Origin of the sequence: Streptomyces sp. 840.1, assembly GCF_003751445.1 — a bacterium.
GTDB lineage: Bacteria > Actinomycetota > Actinomycetes > Streptomycetales > Streptomycetaceae > Streptomyces.
This window is the reverse complement of sequence record NZ_RJUU01000001.1, coordinates 3,837,882-3,853,259: the sequence shown is the minus strand read 5'-3', so window position 1 is coordinate 3,853,259 and position 15,378 is coordinate 3,837,882. Positions and strand designations below refer to the sequence as shown.

Genomic DNA, 15,378 nt, shown 5'->3' with positions numbered 1-15,378 from the left:
CGCGGGGAAGGTTTCGGTGCGGCGGGGGCGGCAGTACGCAGCCGGGCCGGTTCCTGTGACGGAACCGGTCCGGCTGTGTACGGGCGCACGGTGCGGGGTCGCTCAGACCTCGTCCGCCGAAGCCGTGACGGAGGAGGGGCTCTGCTGCTCCGCCGCCACCGTCTTCTTCGCTGCCGCCTTCTTGGCCGTCGTCTTCTTCGCGGCGGTCTTCTTGGCGGCGGTCTTCGTGGCGGTCGCCTTCTTGGTGGCCGCCTTCTTGGCCGTGGCCTTCTTGGCGGTCTTGCGGGCCGCCTTCTTGGCCGGCGCGGCCTCGGACCCGGCGTCGGCGTCCGCTGCGGACTCCGGCGCCTGCCCGTCCTCGGTGGAGGCGGTCACCACGACGGTCGCGGCCTCGTCCGTACCGGCCGGGGAGCCGGCGGGCGCGGTGGCCTTGCGGGTGGCGCGGCGCCGGGCACGCGGCGGTGCGGCCGGCTCCTCGGCCGGGACCTCCACGTGCGGGGCCTCGGCCACCGGGTCCTCCGCGGCGACCGGGTCGGCGTCGGAGACCGGCGCCTCGGCGGCCGGGGCGGGCGCCGCCGGAGCGGGCTCGGCCACTACCGGCTCGGCCACTACCGCTTCGGCCTGGGCCGGCGAACCGGCCGGGGCTGTCGCCTTGCGGGTCGCACGACGGCGCGTGCGGCCCTGGGGCGCCTCGGCGGCGGGGGTCTCGGCAACCGGCTCCACGACGGGCTCCGGCTCCACGACCGGCTCCGGCTCGGCCACCGGAGCGGGCGCGGACGCCTGCTTCGGGGCACCGGCCGGGGCGGACGCCTTACGGGTCGCCCGGCGACGGCCACGGCCTCGGCCTGCCGCAGCCTCGGCCTCGGCCGCGCTGCTGTACAGCTCCTCGTCCGGGACGAATTCCGGCTCGGGCAGCGCCAGCGGGGCGGCGACCTCGGCCGCGACCTCCGCCTCGGTCTCGACCTCGTTGTCGCCGTCGTGCTCGTGGTCGTGATCGTGCTCGTGGCTGTGGTCCTGCTCGTGGTCCTGGCCGGAACCGCCGCGGCGCTTCTTGGACCGCTTGCCGTTGCCACCGCCACCGCCCACCGAGGTGGGCTGCTCCATGTGCACGATCACGCCGCGCCCGTTGCAGTGGACACAGGTCTCCGAGAAGGACTCCAGCAGACCCTGTCCGACCCGCTTGCGGGTCATCTGGACCAGGCCGAGCGAGGTGACCTCGGCGACCTGGTGCTTCGTACGGTCGCGTCCCAGGCACTCCAGGAGACGCCGCAGCACCAGGTCCCGGTTGGACTCCAGCACCATGTCGATGAAGTCGACGACGACGATGCCACCGAGGTCGCGCAGCCGCAGCTGGCGCACGATCTCCTCGGCCGCCTCCAGGTTGTTCTTGGTGACGGTCTCCTCGAGGTTGCCGCCCTGACCGGTGAACTTGCCGGTGTTGACGTCGACGACGACCATCGCCTCGGTCTTGTCGATCACCAGCGAGCCGCCGCTCGGCAGGTAGACCTTGCGGTCCAGCGCCTTCATGAGCTGCTCGTCGATCCGGTACGTCGCGAAGATGTCGACCTCGGAGGTCCACCGCGACAGCCGGTCCGTCAGGTCGGGCGCCACGTGCGAGACGTAGCCGTGGATGGTGTCCCACGCCTCGTTGCCGCTGACGATGACCTTGGAGAAGTCCTCGTTGAAGATGTCGCGGACGACCCGGACGGTCATGTCCGGCTCGCCGTAGAGCAGCGTCGGCGCGTTGGAGCTGCCGCTGCTCTTCGACTTCTTCTGGATGTCCTCCCACTGCTGCTGGAGCCGCTCGACGTCGCGGCGCAGCTCGTCCTCGCTCGCGCCCTCCGCCGCGGTGCGGACGATGACGCCCGCGTCCTCGGGGACGATCTTCTTGAGGATGGTCTTGAGCCGGGCGCGCTCGGTGTCGGGCAGCTTGCGGCTGATCCCGGTCATCGAGCCCTCGGGCACGTAGACCAGGTAACGGCCGGGCAGCGAGACCTGGCTGGTCAGGCGGGCGCCCTTGTGGCCGATCGGGTCCTTCGTCACCTGGACGAGGACGGACTGGCCGGACTTGAGCGCGGTCTCGATGCGGCGCGGCCCGTGGGCCATGCCGAGCGCCTCGAAGTTGACCTCCCCGGCGTACAGGACGGCGTTGCGGCCCTTGCCGATGTCGACGAAGGCGGCCTCCATGGACGGCAGGACGTTCTGGACCTTGCCCAGGTAGACGTTGCCGACGTAGCTGGTGGCCTGCTCCTTGTTGACGTAGTGCTCGACGAGCACGTTGTCCTCGAGGACGCCGATCTGGGTGCGCTCGCCGTTCTGGCGGACGACCATCACGCGCTCGACGGCCTCGCGGCGGGCCAGGAACTCCGCCTCGGTGATGATCGGGACCCGGCGGCGGCCCTGCTCGCGGCCCTCGCGACGGCGCTGCTTCTTGGCCTCCATACGCGTCGAGCCCTTGATGGACTGGACCTCGTCGAAGCCGGTGCCGGGCTCGCGCTCGGCTTCCTTCTTGCGGGGCTCGCGGACCTTGACGACCGTGCGCTCCGGGTCGTCCGTGCCGTTCTCGGCGTCGGACGAGGAGTCACCGCTGCGACGGCGGCGGCGACGGCGACGGCGGCTGCTGCTCGAACCGGCGGCGCCGGAGTCGCTGTCGTCGTCGTTGTCCTCGTCGCCCTCGTCCTCGGACTCGTGGGCGCGTTCCTGCTCGTCGTCGGAGCGGTGGTCGGCGGTGTCGTCGCTGTGCTGCTCCGTGCTCTCGTCCTCGGCGGACTCGCCACGGCGGCGGCGACGGCCCCCACGACGGCGGCGGCGCGAGGGCCGGTCACCGTACTCGTCGGTGTCCTCGCCGTCGTGCTCGGCGTCGCTCTCGCTGTCACCCGAGGGGTCGTGGTCCTCCTCGGCCTGCTCCTCCACCGGGGCGGCGGCCGGCGCGGGTGCGGCGGCGGGCTCGGCCTCGGCGGTCTCACCGCGACGGCGGCGACGGCGGCGCGAACCGCCCTGCGGGGCCTCGGCGGGGGCGGGTGCCTCGGCGGCCGGGGTCTGCTCCTCGGCCGTCCCGATCTCGTCCTCGGGCTCCTCGTCCTGCGTACCGGTGCCTGCGGCGGCGGCCGCCGCGGCGGTCTCCGGGGTCTGGAACATCGGCTCGGAGAAGACCGGGGCCTGGAACACGGCGACGGCGGGGCGCGCCGCGCCACGGCTCCGGCGCGCGGGCTCCTCGACCTTGCCGGTGAACTCGGGCCGGCCGGCGGCCGCGGTGGCGCGGCGGCGCTGACGGCCGCGCGGGGCGGCCTCCTCGACCTCGGCGGTCTCGGCTGCCAGCTCCTCGACGGCTGCCTCGGGCAGGCTCTCGCCGCTCTGGGCCTCGTTGCGCTCCTCGGCGGCCTGCGGGGCGCCGGCGGGGGAGGTGGCCTTGCGGACCGCGCGACGGCGGCCGCGCGGGGCCTCGGCCGGCTCGGCCTGCTCGGCGGGAGCCGGGGCGGCCTCTACGGGCTCGGCGGCGGCGACGGGCTCTGCGGTCTCGGTGCGGGCGGCCTGCGGCGCACCGGCGGGGGCGGAGGCCCTGCGGCGGGCACGGCCGCGCGGCGCCTCGGCGGCGGGCTCGGGGCTCGCCGGGGCGGCGGGCTCCTCGACGGCCTCGATGATCTCCACGGCCTCGGCGGCCTGCGGAGCGCCCGCGGGGGCGGTGGCCTTGCGGGAGGCACGGCGACGCGCACGCGGCGCCTCGACCGGCTCGGCCTCCTCGACCGGCGCCTCGGCGACGGGCTCGGGGGCCGCGGTGGGCTCCTCGACGATCTCCACGGCCTCGGCGGCCTGCGGAGCGCCCGCCGGGGCGGTGGCCTTGCGCGAGGCACGGCGACGCGCACGCGGCGCCTCGACCGGCTCGGCCTGCCCGGCCGGCTCCTCGGCGACGGGCTCGGGGGCCGCGGTGGGCTCCACGGCCTCGGCGGCCTGCGGGGCACCCGCCGGGGCGGTGGCCTTGCGGACCGCGCGGCGGCGGGCCCGGACGGGCGGGGCGGCCTCGGCCTCGGTGGTGGGGTCCGACTCTCCGGCGTCAACGGCCGGTATGGCCGGCGCGTCCGCCGCGCCCTGCGCGCCGCCCGAGGGCGGGCCGGCCGGGCGGGACGCCGCGCGGCGCCTGCGGCGCGGCGGCAGCTTGTCCCCGGGGGTGTTGCTGTCTTCTGCGTTCCCGGTCGTGCCGGGTTCGGTGGGCTCGAGCATGCGGGCGGTTCTCCCGTCGGGCTCCCGGGCGCCGCGTCTGTTTCCGGTCCGGCACGGTCCGCTCATGTACGCGGTACCGCCGTCCGGGGCGCGGGCGCCGCACGGGGGCTGAATGTCTGGCTCGCCGGTTCCGTACACGGTGTGCGCACGGCCTGGCGAAAGTCTTATGGGTCTGCGCGCGGCCCGGACCAGGTGGCTCCCGAGTCCGAGGGCTGCGCTACAACGACCGCCTTACGCGGTGCCCGCACCTTCAGGCGCCGTCGCGGCGGCGGTCCCGGTGGCCGTGGGTAGCGCGGCCGGGGCTGCCTCGCGGTCAGGCGCGAGCGGGTCGGTCACCGTGCCGGACTCCTCGTCGAAGAGCCCCTGCGCCAGCCTGGTCACCGCTGCGGGGACCGGCGGCGCCAGGTCGGCCACAACGTGGAGACCGGACAGGACGTCGTCAGGTCGTACGGCAGGTGTCACGTGCCGAACAACCAGCCGCAGTATCGCACAGGCCTTGACCTCGGGCCTATCAGGCTGTTGATCAAGGGCTTGCAGGTCCACCACGGCGGACCTGGCGTCGAAGCTGCGGATGCCGTTCTTCGTGCGGCGCTGGACCTCGACGGTCTCGGCCGCGTTGAAGGCTGCCACGGCCTTCTCGGCCTCCTCGGCCGAGACCCCGTCCAGCCGCATCTCCCAGATGGAGGCGGTCAGCCGGTCGGCGAGGCCCGAGGTGCGGGCCTCCACGGCGTCCGTGATGTCGAGCCCGTCCGGTAGCGAGTCGTTCAGCAGCTCGCGCAGGACATCGGGGTCACGCGCCTCGCTGAGGGCGATCTCCAGGAACTCGGCCTCGCTGCCCGTGCCGGTGGGAGCGGCATTGGCGTAGGACACCTTGGGGTGCGGGGTGAAGCCCGCCGAGTAGGCCATGGGCACCTCGGAGCGGCGCAGCGCCCGCTCGAAAGCACGCTGGAAGTCACGGTGACTGGTGAACCGGAGGCGGCCGCGCTTGGTGTAACGCAGACGGATGCGCTGCACTGTGGGTGCGGGCGGCGGGCCTTCGGGCTGTCGCTTGCCCAGTGGTTCTTCTCCTCGGTGCGGGGCGGACGCGGTGGCGCACCGCCCACGAAATACGGGTGGCCCGGGGTGTCCGCTCCGGCTCACCCCCGCTGGGCGGCTTTCCCGCCGTGCAGGGAGATCTCTGGTTCGGGCGCCGCGCTGGGCACAATCGTTGTACTACCCAGAGTACGCGCAACCCGCCTGTCGAGTTCCCGGGGCTCGGTCACGCGCGGCCCGCCGACCAGTGCCCGCCACGTGTCGCGGCGCGCCTGCCGTACGGCCTCGCGGGCGGTGCGCATCGTGTCCCGGGCCGTCCGGCCGGCCGCGACGGCCGCCCGCCGGGCCGGGGCCCACACGGCGTCGCGCACGAAATGCCCGACGGGGGTGCAGACCGTGCGGTAGGCCCAGGCCACCGGCGCCCCGACCAGGTGCCATGCCAGCCAGGCCAGCGCCCGGCCGACGGCCCGCGAGACGAATCCGGCGGCGCGCCACGCGAATCCGAACGCGGCCGCGACCTCCCGGCCCACGGGGGCGAGCACCCGCTGGTACCCCCAGACCAGCGGAGTGACGAGAAGCACCGAAACGAGCAGGCACAGACCGGCCCACAGCCCCCGGAAGCCGACGGCGACGCCTCGGCCCAGCAGGTCGAGGAGCCGGGCGGTGCCGTGCCCCAGCGGGGTGAGCAGTTCCCGGTACGTCCACCGGGCGGGCACGACGACCAGGTAGCGGACCACCCAGGCGGCGGCCAGCCCCAGCGGCACCAGCACATACCGCCACACGCCCACGGCCGGCAGCACGAGCACGGCCCTGAGCAGCCATCCGACCCCGGTGAGGAGTCCGCGTCCGGCGGGTGCGAGCAGCCTCAGGTACGCCCACCGCAGCCCGCGTCCGAGCGGGGTGAGGACCTCGCGGTACATCCAGCGGGCCGGGACCGCGATCCCGTACCGCGCCCCGGGCACCACGACGTACCGCCACAGCGCGGTCCACGGCAGGACGAGCAGCGCCCACGCCAGCCACCGCGCCGCGCGGCCCGCCGGGGTCAGTACCCAGGTCCACAGCCATCCGGCCGGGGTGACCACGAGCACCTGGAACAGCCGGGCCAGGCCCCGCCCCAGCGGCCTGAGCAGGGTCCGGTCGACGGCGCGGGCGCAGGCGGCGAGCGCGTCCCAGACCATCCGGAGCGGCAGGACGAGCACGAGGACCACGATCCGCACCGGGATCCGGACCAGGGTGGTCAGACAGCCGTCGCCGCTCTCGTACCGCGCGGGGGCCTGGTGCTCTGCGTTGTCCATGCACTCCATGACGCGAAGGCCCGGTCCGGGGGTTTCCCGGACCGGGCCTTCGTCATCGAGCTGTCACCCGGCCGGAGCCGGACGGTGTCACTTCACGACCGTCAGCGGGAGGAGCTTCTTGCCCGTCGGGCCGATCTGGATGTCGAGGTCGAGCTGCGGGCACACCCCGCAGTCGAAGCACGGCGTCCAGCGGCAGTCCTCGACCTCGGTCTCGTCGAGCGAGTCCTGCCAGTCCTCCCAGAGCCAGTCCTTGTCGAGGCCGGAGTCCAGGTGGTCCCAGGGCAGGACCTCCTCGTACGTCCGCTCCCGGGTGGTGTACCAGTCGACGTCCACGCCGAAGCCGGGCAGCGTCTTCTCGGCGCTCTTCATCCACAGGTCGTAGCTGAAGTGCTCGCGCCAGCCGTCGAATCGGCCACCGGCCTCGTAGACGGCGCGGATGACCGAGCCGACCCGGCGGTCGCCCCGGGAGAGCAGGCCCTCGACGATGCCGGGCTTGCCGTCGTGGTAGCGGAAGCCGATCGAGCGGCCGTACTTCTTGTCGCCGCGGATCTTGTCCCGGAGCTTGGCGAGCCGGGCGTCGGTCTCCTCGACGCCGAGCTGCGGCGCCCACTGGAACGGGGTGTGCGGCTTGGGCACGAAGCCGCCGATGGAGACGGTGCAGCGGATGTCGTTCTGGCCGGAGACCTCGCGGCCCTTGGCGATGACGTTGACCGCCATGTCACCGATCTGCAGGACGTCCTCGTCGGTCTCGGTGGGCAGACCGCACATGAAGTACAGCTTCACCTGCCGCCAGCCGTTGCCGTACGCGGTGGAGACGGTCCGGATCAGGTCCTCCTCCGAGACCATCTTGTTGATGACCTTGCGCATGCGCTCGGAGCCGCCCTCGGGGGCGAAGGTGAGACCGGAGCGGCGGCCGTTGCGGGTCAGCTCGTTGGCCAGGTCCACGTTGAACGCGTCGACGCGGGTGGAGGGCAGCGAGAGCCCGATCTTGTCGTCCGTGTAGCGGTCGGCCAGGCCCTTGGCGATGTCACCGATCTCGGAGTGGTCGGCGGAGGAGAGCGAGAGCAGGCCGACCTCCTCGAAGCCGGTCGCCTTGAGACCCTTCTCCACCATTTCGCCGATGCCGGTGATGCTTCGCTCCCGCACGGGGCGCGTGATCATGCCGGCCTGGCAGAAACGGCAGCCGCGTGTGCAGCCCCGGAAGATCTCGACGGACATCCGCTCGTGGACGGTCTCGGCGAGCGGGACGAGGGGCTGCTTCGGGTAGGGCCACTCGTCGAGGTCCATGACGGTGTGCTTGGACACCCGCCACGGCACGCCCGACTTGTTCGGCACGACGCGGCCGATGCGGCCGTCCGGGAGGTACTCGACGTCGTAGAAGCCGGGGACGTAGACGCCACCGGTCTTCGCGAGGCGGAAGAGCACCTCCTCGCGGCCGCCGGGGCGGCCCTCGGCCTTCCAGGCCCTGATGATCTCGGTGATCTCCAGGACGGCCTGCTCGCCGTCGCCGATGACCGCGCAGTCGATGAACTCCGCGATCGGCTCGGGGTTGAACGCGGCGTGGCCGCCGGCGAGCACGATCGGGTCGTCCAGGCCCCGGTCCTTGGCGGCCAGCGGAATGCCGGCCAGGTCCAGGGCGGTGAGCATGTTGGTGTAGCCGAGTTCGGTGGAGAAGCTGAGCCCGAAGACATCGAACGCCTTGACCGGGCGGTGTCCGTCCACCGTGAACTGGGGCACCTTGTGCTCGCGCATCAGCTCCTCCAGGTCCGGCCAGACGCTGTAGGTGCGCTCCGCGAGGACGCCCTGGCGCTCGTTGAGCACCTCGTAGAGGATCATGACGCCCTGGTTGGGGAGCCCCACCTCGTACGCGTCCGGGTACATCAGGGCCCAGCGGACGTCGCACTCGTCCCACGGCTTGACGGTGGAGTTGAGCTCACCGCCGACGTACTGGATGGGCTTCTGCACATGCGGGAGCAGAGCTTCGAGCTGTGGGAAGACCGAATCGACAGACATCGCGAACTTTCGAGAGCCGGCAAGGATGACCATCCAGCGTACCCCGGCGCTCAGCGTTCCGGAGCCGCCCGGCCCAGCGCCCGGGACGCCCCGGCCCACACCCCGGGCAGCTCCTCCTCGCGTGCCGCCGCCGTGCGCTCCTCCTGGCCGTACAGCAGTCCCCAGGTGAACGACGGCTCGCCGGACAGCTGTGCCTGGACGGCGAGGGCGCGCAGGGCCTCGCGGGCCACCACGCTGTCCTGGTGGTCGCCCAGCACGCTCTGTACGGCCTTCAGCCGCTTGGCGGACTTCCCGGCGGGTTTCCCGAGTGCGGGGCGGGCGGCCTCGGACGCGTAGCGTGCGCGCTTCGCCGCTTTGCGGGCATGGTGCAGGGCGAGGTCGCGCTCCGGTCCCGGTGGCAGTTCCAGGGCGTGGGCGATGCGGTGCGCGAGGCGCCGGTGGTCCTTGCGCAGGGCGCGCGGCAGCGCCTTTCCGGGCGGCTTCGCCGCGGCGGGCAGGAGGGGCGGGCCGGCGAGGAGGGCGTCCAGGGCGGCGAGCAGCGTCAGGTAGCGGCTGCCGTCGAGTACGGCGACGGTGCGGTGGCGGAAGCTGGTGCTGCGGGCCACCGACCAGGTCCGGAGCCGGCCGCTGGCCGGGCCGATGACCAGGGCGCGGGGCAGTGCGTCGAGCCGGGTGCGCAGCCGTTCGCCGAGGACCTCCTGGTCGCGGTCGGCGCCGAGTTCGGCGGCGAGCCACTTCAGCTCCCCGGTCACCGGTCCGGTGACGGCGGGGTCGAGGATCTTGCCGTAGGTCCGCAACGCGCTGCGCAGTCTGCGGGTGGCGACCCGCATCCGGTGCACGGAGTCGGGCAGGCCCCGGCGCACGGCCGGGTCGAGGGCGACGATCGCGGTGATCTGGTGGCGTACGTAGGCGAGGACGTGGTCGCCGTCGGTGCGCGGCCCGGGGCTCCCGGCCGGCCGTTTGTGCTCCTTCCCGCCGGTTCCGGTCTCGGCCAGGGCCCGGGAGAGTTTGGACGGCGATGCCGAGGGCCGTACCCCGGCCTTGCGGAGCCGGCGTTCGACGGCGTCGAGGAAGGCCGGGTCGCCGCCGTCGGCGAGTTCGGCCTCGATCTCGGTCCAGGAGGCGGTGCCGCTGCCGCCGTGCAGCCGCTCGGCCCGGACCCGGTCCACGCTGACCTCGGCGAGCAGCCCGCCGCCGGGGCCGGTCAGGTGGTGGACGTCGCGCGCGGAGCGGAGCCGGACGACGGGGACGACCTCGGCTTCCCGGACCCGGGAGCGGATCAGCGCGGCCAGTTCGGGCGGCAGGGTGTCGGAGAGCGGGGCCCTGATCTCGTCGCGGATGCCGGTGGCGACCGGGAACTTGAGGTGCCAGCCGGCGTCGTCCCCGCCGGTTCGGCGGCGCAGGGTGAGGGAGCCGGCCGCGAGCCGCAGGTCCTCGGTGTCGTAGTAGACGGCGTCGAGTTCGCTGACGCCCGGGTGGTCGACGGCCGAGACGCCAGCCACCCGGCTCAGGTCGGGCAGCCGGGTGGCGTCGGTGGCTTCGTATTTCCGCTCGATCTCACGCTTCGAGTCCGCCATACATCGAATCTAGACGTGATGTGCCCGGCTGGGCAGGGTGCTCGCCGGAGCGGACCCGGGGCTCAGGCCGTTATCGGCCGTTGCACCCTGATCGACTGGAGCAGTCCGATGGCCACCCAGATGGCGAACATCGAGGACCCTCCGTAGGAGACGAAGGGCAGTGGCAGTCCGGCGACCGGCATGATGCCGAGCGTCATGCCGATGTTCTCGAAGGCCTGGAAGGCGAACCAGGCGATGATTCCGGCGGCGACGATCGTGCCGTAGAGCTCGGTGGTCTCGCGGGCGATGCGGCAGGCGCGCCACAGGATGATGCCGAGCAGGACGAGGATCAGTCCGGCGCCGAGGAAGCCGAGCTCCTCGCCCGCGACGGTGAAGACGAAGTCGGTCTGCTGCTCGGGGACGAACTGGCCGGTGGTCTGGGTGCCCTGGAAGAGGCCGGTGCCGGAGAGGCCGCCGGAGCCGATGGCGATACGGGCCTGGTTGGTGTTGTAGCCGACGCCCGCCGGGTCGAGCGCCGGGTTGGCGAAGGCCGCGAACCGGGCGATCTGGTAGTCGTCGAGGAGCCCGAGCTGCCAGATGGCAACGGCGCCCGCGGTGCCCGCGCCGATGAGTCCGAAGATCCAGCGGTTCGATGCCCCCGAGGCCAGCAGTACGCCGAGCACGATGACGGCCATGACCATCACCGACCCGAGGTCCGGCATGCCCATCACGACCGCCATCGGAATCGCCGCGAGGCCGAGGGCCTTGGCGACGGTCCGGTGGTCGGGGTGCGCCTGGTCGCCCGCGTCGACGCGGGCGGCGAGCAGCATCGCCATACCGAGAATGATCGTGATCTTGGTGAACTCGGAGGGCTGGAGGGAGAAGCCGCCGCCGATGATGATCCAGGCGTGGGCGCCGTTGACGGTGGCCCCGAGCGGGGTGAGGACGGCCAGGACCAGGAGTACGGACAGGCCGTACAGGATCGGCACCGCGCCGCGCAGGGTGCGGTGGCCGAGCCAGATCGTGCCGACCATCAGGGCGAAGCCGATGCCGGTGTTGAGGGCGTGCCGGAAGAGGAAGTAGTACGGGTCGCCGTGGGTGAGCGAGTCCCGTCCCCGGGTGGCCGAGTAGACCAGCATCGAGCCGATCAGGGAGAGCGCGACCGCGGACCCGAGCAGCGGCCAGTCGAGCCGGCGGACCACGGAGTCCCGGGCGGTGAACCGGCCCCAGGCCGAGCGCTCGGGGGCGTACCGCTGGACGGAGAAACCGGCCATCAGTCGCGCCTCCCCACGATCGCGGCGAGCGTCTGCTCGGCCGGCGGCTTCTGCGAGTTCGGGTCGTACGGCTTGATCTTCGGGGTGTCGATGGTGCCGTCCTGCTGGATCTTCGGCAGGGACTTCTGCGGCTGCGGCAGCAGCGCCTTCTTGAGGTCCTGCTTGCCCGAGGCGTCGAGACCGTAGATCGCGTTGTAGATGTTGCGCACGGCGGGCCCGGAGGCGCCGGAGCCCGTACCGCCCTGGGAGATCGTCATGACGACCGTGTAGTCCTTGGTGTAAGTGGCGAACCAGGAGGTCGTCTGCTTGCCGTAGACCTCGGCCGTACCCGTCTTGGCGTGCATCGGGATCTTGTCCTGCGGCCAGCCGCCGAACCGCCAGGCGGCGGAGCCCCGGGTCGCGACGCCCGCGAGGGCGCCGTCGATCTCGTTGCGGGTCTTCTGGGTGAAGGGCAGCTTGCCGTGCGACTTGGGCTCGATCTCCTGGACGCTCTTGCCGTCGCCGCTGACGATCGCCTTGCCGACGGTGGGGTTGTAGAGGGTGCCGCCGTTGGAGATGGCCGAGTAGATCGTCGCCATCTGGATCGGGGTGACGAGGGTGTCGCCCTGGCCGATCGAGTAGTTGACGGAGTCACCGGCACGCATCTTGTCGCCTTCGAGGCAGTTCTCGTAGGCGATCTTCTCGACGTACGTGCCGTCCTTCTTGCCCTGCTTGCACCACGAGTCGTGGTTGGCCTTGGCGAAGTTCTGCTTCCACTGGCGGTCGGGGACCCGGCCGCTGACCTCGTTGGGGAGGTCGATGCCGGTCTCCTTGCCGAGGCCGAACTGGTGGGCGGTCTTGTAGAACCAGTCGTTGGGCTTCTTCTTCGGGTTGTTGCCGCCGTCCTTCTGCCACTCCTTGTGCGCGATGCCGTAGTACACGGTGTCGCAGGAGACTTCGAGGGCGCGGCCGATGGTGATGTCGCCGTAGCCCTGGGACTCGAAGTTCTTGAAGGTCTGGCCGCCGATGGAGTACGAGCTCGGGCAGGGGTAGTTGCCGTTGAAGGGGTATCCGGCGTTGACCGCGGCGGTCGAGGAGATGACCTTGAAGATGGAGCCGGGGGCGGCCTGGCCCTGGATGGCCCGGTTCAGCAGCGGGAAGTTCGAGTTCTTGCCGGTGAGTTTGGCGTAGTCCTTGCCGGAGATGCCGCCGACCCAGGCGTTGGGGTCGTAGTTGGGCAGCGAGGCCATCGAGACGACGCGGCCGGTCTTGGCCTCCATCACGACGACGGCGCCGGAGTCGGCCTTGTAGTTCTCGCCGGTGTTGGTGTCGAACTCGGTGCGGGCCGTCTTCATGGCCTGGTTGAGCTCGTACTCGGCGACGGCCTGGACCCGGGCGTCGATCGAGGTGACGACGCTGGAGCCGGCCTCCGCCTCGTCGTTCTTCGCCTGGCCGATGACCCGGCCGAGGTTGTCGACCTCGTAGCGGGTGACGCCCGCCTTGCCGCGCAGCTCCTTGTCGTAGGTGCGCTCCAGGCCGGAGCGGCCGACCTGGTCGGAGCGCAGGTACGGCGAGTCGCTGTCCTGTGCCTTGGTGATCTCGTCGTCGGTGACGGGCGAGAGGTAGCCGAGGACCTGGGCGGTGTTGGCCTTGCCGGGTGCGGCGTAGCGGCGTACGGCGGTGGGCTCTGCGGTGATGCCGGGGAAGTCCTCGGCGCGCTCGCGAATCGTCAGGGCCTGCTGGGTGGTGGCCTCGTCGGTGACCGGGATCGGCTGGTAGGGCGATCCGTTCCAGCAGGGCTGCGGGGTCTTCGCGTCGCAGAGCCGGACCTTGTCGATGACGTCCTTGGGCTTCATGCCGAGCACGTCCGCGAGCCGGGTCAGCACGCTCCTGCCGTCGTCGTCCGTCTTCAGCAGCTCGGTGCGGCTGGCGGAGACGACGAGGCGGGTCTCGTTGTCGGCCAGCGGCACACCGCGGGCGTCGAGGATGGAGCCCCGGGCGGCGGGCTGGACGACCTGCTGGACGTGGTTGTTCTTCGCCTCGTCGGAGTACTCCTGACCGTTGCGGATCTGGAGGTACCAGAGGCGGCCGCCGAGGGTGAGCAGCAGGGAGAAGACGAGGACCTGGATGACGACGAGGCGGATCTGGACCCGCTGGGTCCGGCCCGTCTCGGGGATGTTGGTCACGGGGCGCCCCCGGTGGTGGTCGGGTGGGGGGCGCGGTGGGCGGTCCCCGGGAATTGCGGGCTCACAGTCGCTTGACTCCCTTGATCCGTCCGGCGCGCGCCGCCCGGTTCCGGGCGGCCTTGACGCGCAGTCCGCCGCGCTGGCTGCCGATCCGCAGTCCGGTGCCCGCCGCGAGCCAGCCGGCGGTGGCGTCCTTGCCGCCGGAGGAGGACTCGGTGAGCGGGTCGTTCACGGTGCGTCTGGCCATCGCCATGATCAGGGGCACGGTGAACGGCGCGAGCAGCAGGTCGTAGACGGCCGCGGTGAACAGCAGGCTGCCGAGCCCCACATGTCGGGCGGCCGTGTCGCCGACGAGCGCGCCGACCCCCGCGTACAGCAGGGTCGATCCGATCGCCGCCGCGACCACCACGGCCATCGGCATCAGGGCCGACTTGAGCTGGCCGTTCTCCGGCTTGGCCAGTCCGGCGAGGTAGCCGATGACGCAGAGGACCAGGGCGTACCGGCCGGCCGCGTGGTCGGCCGGCGGCGCCAGGTCCGCGAGCAGTCCCGCGCCGAAGCCGATGAGGGCGCCGCTGACGTGGCCGTAGACGAAGGCCAGTCCGAGGACGACCATCAGGAGCAGATCGGGCACCGCGCCGGGCAGCTGGAGCCGGGCGAGTACGGAGACCTGGACGACGAGGGCGAGCACGACCAGGGCGATGGAGAGCAGAGTCCGGTTGACGTGCATGGGGATCAGCTCTACCTCTGTTCGTTTACCGCGTTGTCGGCGTTCGGTGTGGCGTTCCCGCTGGGGCTGGGGTCCGGGTTGCCGCTGGGGTCCGCGCTCTCGTGGATGTTCCCGACGACGTTGCCGCCGGTGTCCACGATGTCGCCGTTGGGCGAGATGGTGACGGTGACCGTCGGGGTGGGCTTCGGCTTGGCGGGCTTGGCCGGCTTCTTCGGCAGGACCGTGTCGCGGGGGTCCTCGCGCGGGGCCTGGACGACGATGCCGACGATGTCGAGCTTGGTGAAGCCGACGTACGGGCGGACGTAGACCGTACGGGTCAGGTCACCGCCGGACGGGTCGACCCGGACGACCTCGCCGACCGGGACGCCGGGCACGAACGGCTTGTCCTTGCTGGAGCCGAAGGTGACGAGCCGGTCGCCCTTCTTGACCTTCGCCTTGCCGTTCAGGAACTGGACGGCCATCGGGCGCGAGCCCTGGCCGGTGGCGAAGCCGAGTTCGTCGGTGGACTCCATCCGGGTACCGACGGTGAAATCGGGGTCGTTGGCCAGGAGCACCGTCGCGGTGTCCGGGCCGACGGTGGTGACCCTGCCGACGAGTCCGTCGCCGTTGAGGACGGTCATGTCGCGCTTGAGACCGTCCTTGGAGCCCGCGTCGATGGTGACCGTCCAGGAGAAGCCCTGGGCCGCTCCTATGGCGATGACCTCGGCGGCCTTGATGCCGTACTGTCCGGCGCCCGACTTCTTCAGCATCTTGTCGAGTTCGCGGACCCTGCTGCGGTTCTGGTCGTCGCTGCCGAGCTTGGCCTTCAGCGCGGCGTTCTGCTGCTCCAGCGCGGCGATCTTGTCGTGCCGGGCGCCGGAGGCGCGTACCGCCCCTATGGCGTTGCCCACCGGGTCGACGGCTGCCGCGACCCCGTTCTCAACCGGTCCGAAGACCGTGGAGGCGGCCTGCCGGGCGCCGTCCACCGGCGACGCCTCGCCACCGCGGATGTCCACCGTGATCAGTGCGAACGCGATGGCGATCAGCAGCACCAGGAGCAGCCGGCTCTCTCGTGTGTCCCTCACGTGCGGCGGCCGTGCCTTCCTCGTAGGAATGTTC

Annotated in this window: 9 protein-coding genes; all 9 read right to left on the bottom strand. The window is 72.2% G+C overall.

The genetic code is table 11. From position 1 onward, the window contains the following. Nucleotides 1-102 precede the first annotated feature (102 nt). Nucleotides 103-4,218: an Rne/Rng family ribonuclease gene (locus tag EDD93_RS17480; protein WP_123526016.1), complete on the bottom strand. Its 4,116-nt coding sequence runs from the start codon at nt 4,216-4,218 to the stop codon at nt 103-105. A gap of 231 nt (nt 4,219-4,449) precedes the next feature. Further along, a complete protein-coding gene (locus EDD93_RS17475; protein ID WP_123526015.1) occupies nt 4,450-5,232 on the bottom strand; it encodes a TIGR03936 family radical SAM-associated protein in 783 nt (260 codons plus the stop codon). Between the two features lie 122 nt (nt 5,233-5,354). Further along, nucleotides 5,355-6,545, bottom strand: coding sequence for a hypothetical protein (locus EDD93_RS17470; RefSeq protein ID WP_123527835.1), 1,191 nt, complete (start codon nt 6,543-6,545; stop codon nt 5,355-5,357). 87 nt (nt 6,546-6,632) lie between these two features. Next, the gene (locus EDD93_RS17465) at nt 6,633-8,558 is read right to left on the bottom strand and encodes a TIGR03960 family B12-binding radical SAM protein (protein ID WP_123527834.1); all 1,926 of its coding nucleotides are present in this window, start codon (nt 8,556-8,558) and stop codon (nt 6,633-6,635) included. A 50-nt stretch (nt 8,559-8,608) separates the two neighbouring features. Next, nucleotides 8,609-10,135 carry a CYTH and CHAD domain-containing protein gene (locus EDD93_RS17460; protein WP_123526014.1) on the bottom strand — a complete coding sequence of 509 codons (1,527 nt, stop codon included), beginning with the start codon at nt 10,133-10,135 and terminating at the stop codon, nt 8,609-8,611. 62 nt (nt 10,136-10,197) lie between these two features. Next, complete coding sequence (rodA, locus tag EDD93_RS17455) at nt 10,198-11,388, bottom strand: rod shape-determining protein RodA (protein ID WP_123526013.1); 1,191 nt, start codon at nt 11,386-11,388, stop codon at nt 10,198-10,200. Further along, a complete protein-coding gene (gene mrdA, locus EDD93_RS17450; protein WP_123526012.1) occupies nt 11,388-13,553 on the bottom strand; it encodes a penicillin-binding protein 2 in 2,166 nt (721 codons plus the stop codon). The genes rodA and mrdA overlap by 1 nt, the downstream gene beginning before the upstream one ends. Before the next feature lie 61 nt (nt 13,554-13,614). Then, nucleotides 13,615-14,280, bottom strand: coding sequence for a rod shape-determining protein MreD (gene mreD, locus EDD93_RS17445; RefSeq protein ID WP_123526011.1), 666 nt, complete (start codon nt 14,278-14,280; stop codon nt 13,615-13,617). 11 nt (nt 14,281-14,291) lie between these two features. Next, nucleotides 14,292-15,344: a rod shape-determining protein MreC gene (mreC, locus tag EDD93_RS17440; protein ID WP_123526010.1), complete on the bottom strand. Its 1,053-nt coding sequence runs from the start codon at nt 15,342-15,344 to the stop codon at nt 14,292-14,294. Nucleotides 15,345-15,378: the final 34 nt, after the last annotated feature.

Coding starts and splice junctions, on each gene's coding strand:
- EDD93_RS17480 (WP_123526016.1), bottom strand. CDS start 4,218: ATGCTCGAGCCCACCGAACCCGGCACGACCGGGAACGCAGAAGACAGC.
- EDD93_RS17470 (WP_123527835.1), bottom strand. CDS start 6,545: ATGGACAACGCAGAGCACCAGGCCCCCGCGCGGTACGAGAGCGGCGAC.
- EDD93_RS17465 (WP_123527834.1), bottom strand. CDS start 8,558: ATGTCTGTCGATTCGGTCTTCCCACAGCTCGAAGCTCTGCTCCCGCAT.
- EDD93_RS17460 (WP_123526014.1), bottom strand. CDS start 10,135: ATGGCGGACTCGAAGCGTGAGATCGAGCGGAAATACGAAGCCACCGAC.
- rodA (WP_123526013.1), bottom strand. CDS start 11,388: ATGGCCGGTTTCTCCGTCCAGCGGTACGCCCCCGAGCGCTCGGCCTGG.
- mreD (WP_123526011.1), bottom strand. CDS start 14,280: ATGCACGTCAACCGGACTCTGCTCTCCATCGCCCTGGTCGTGCTCGCC.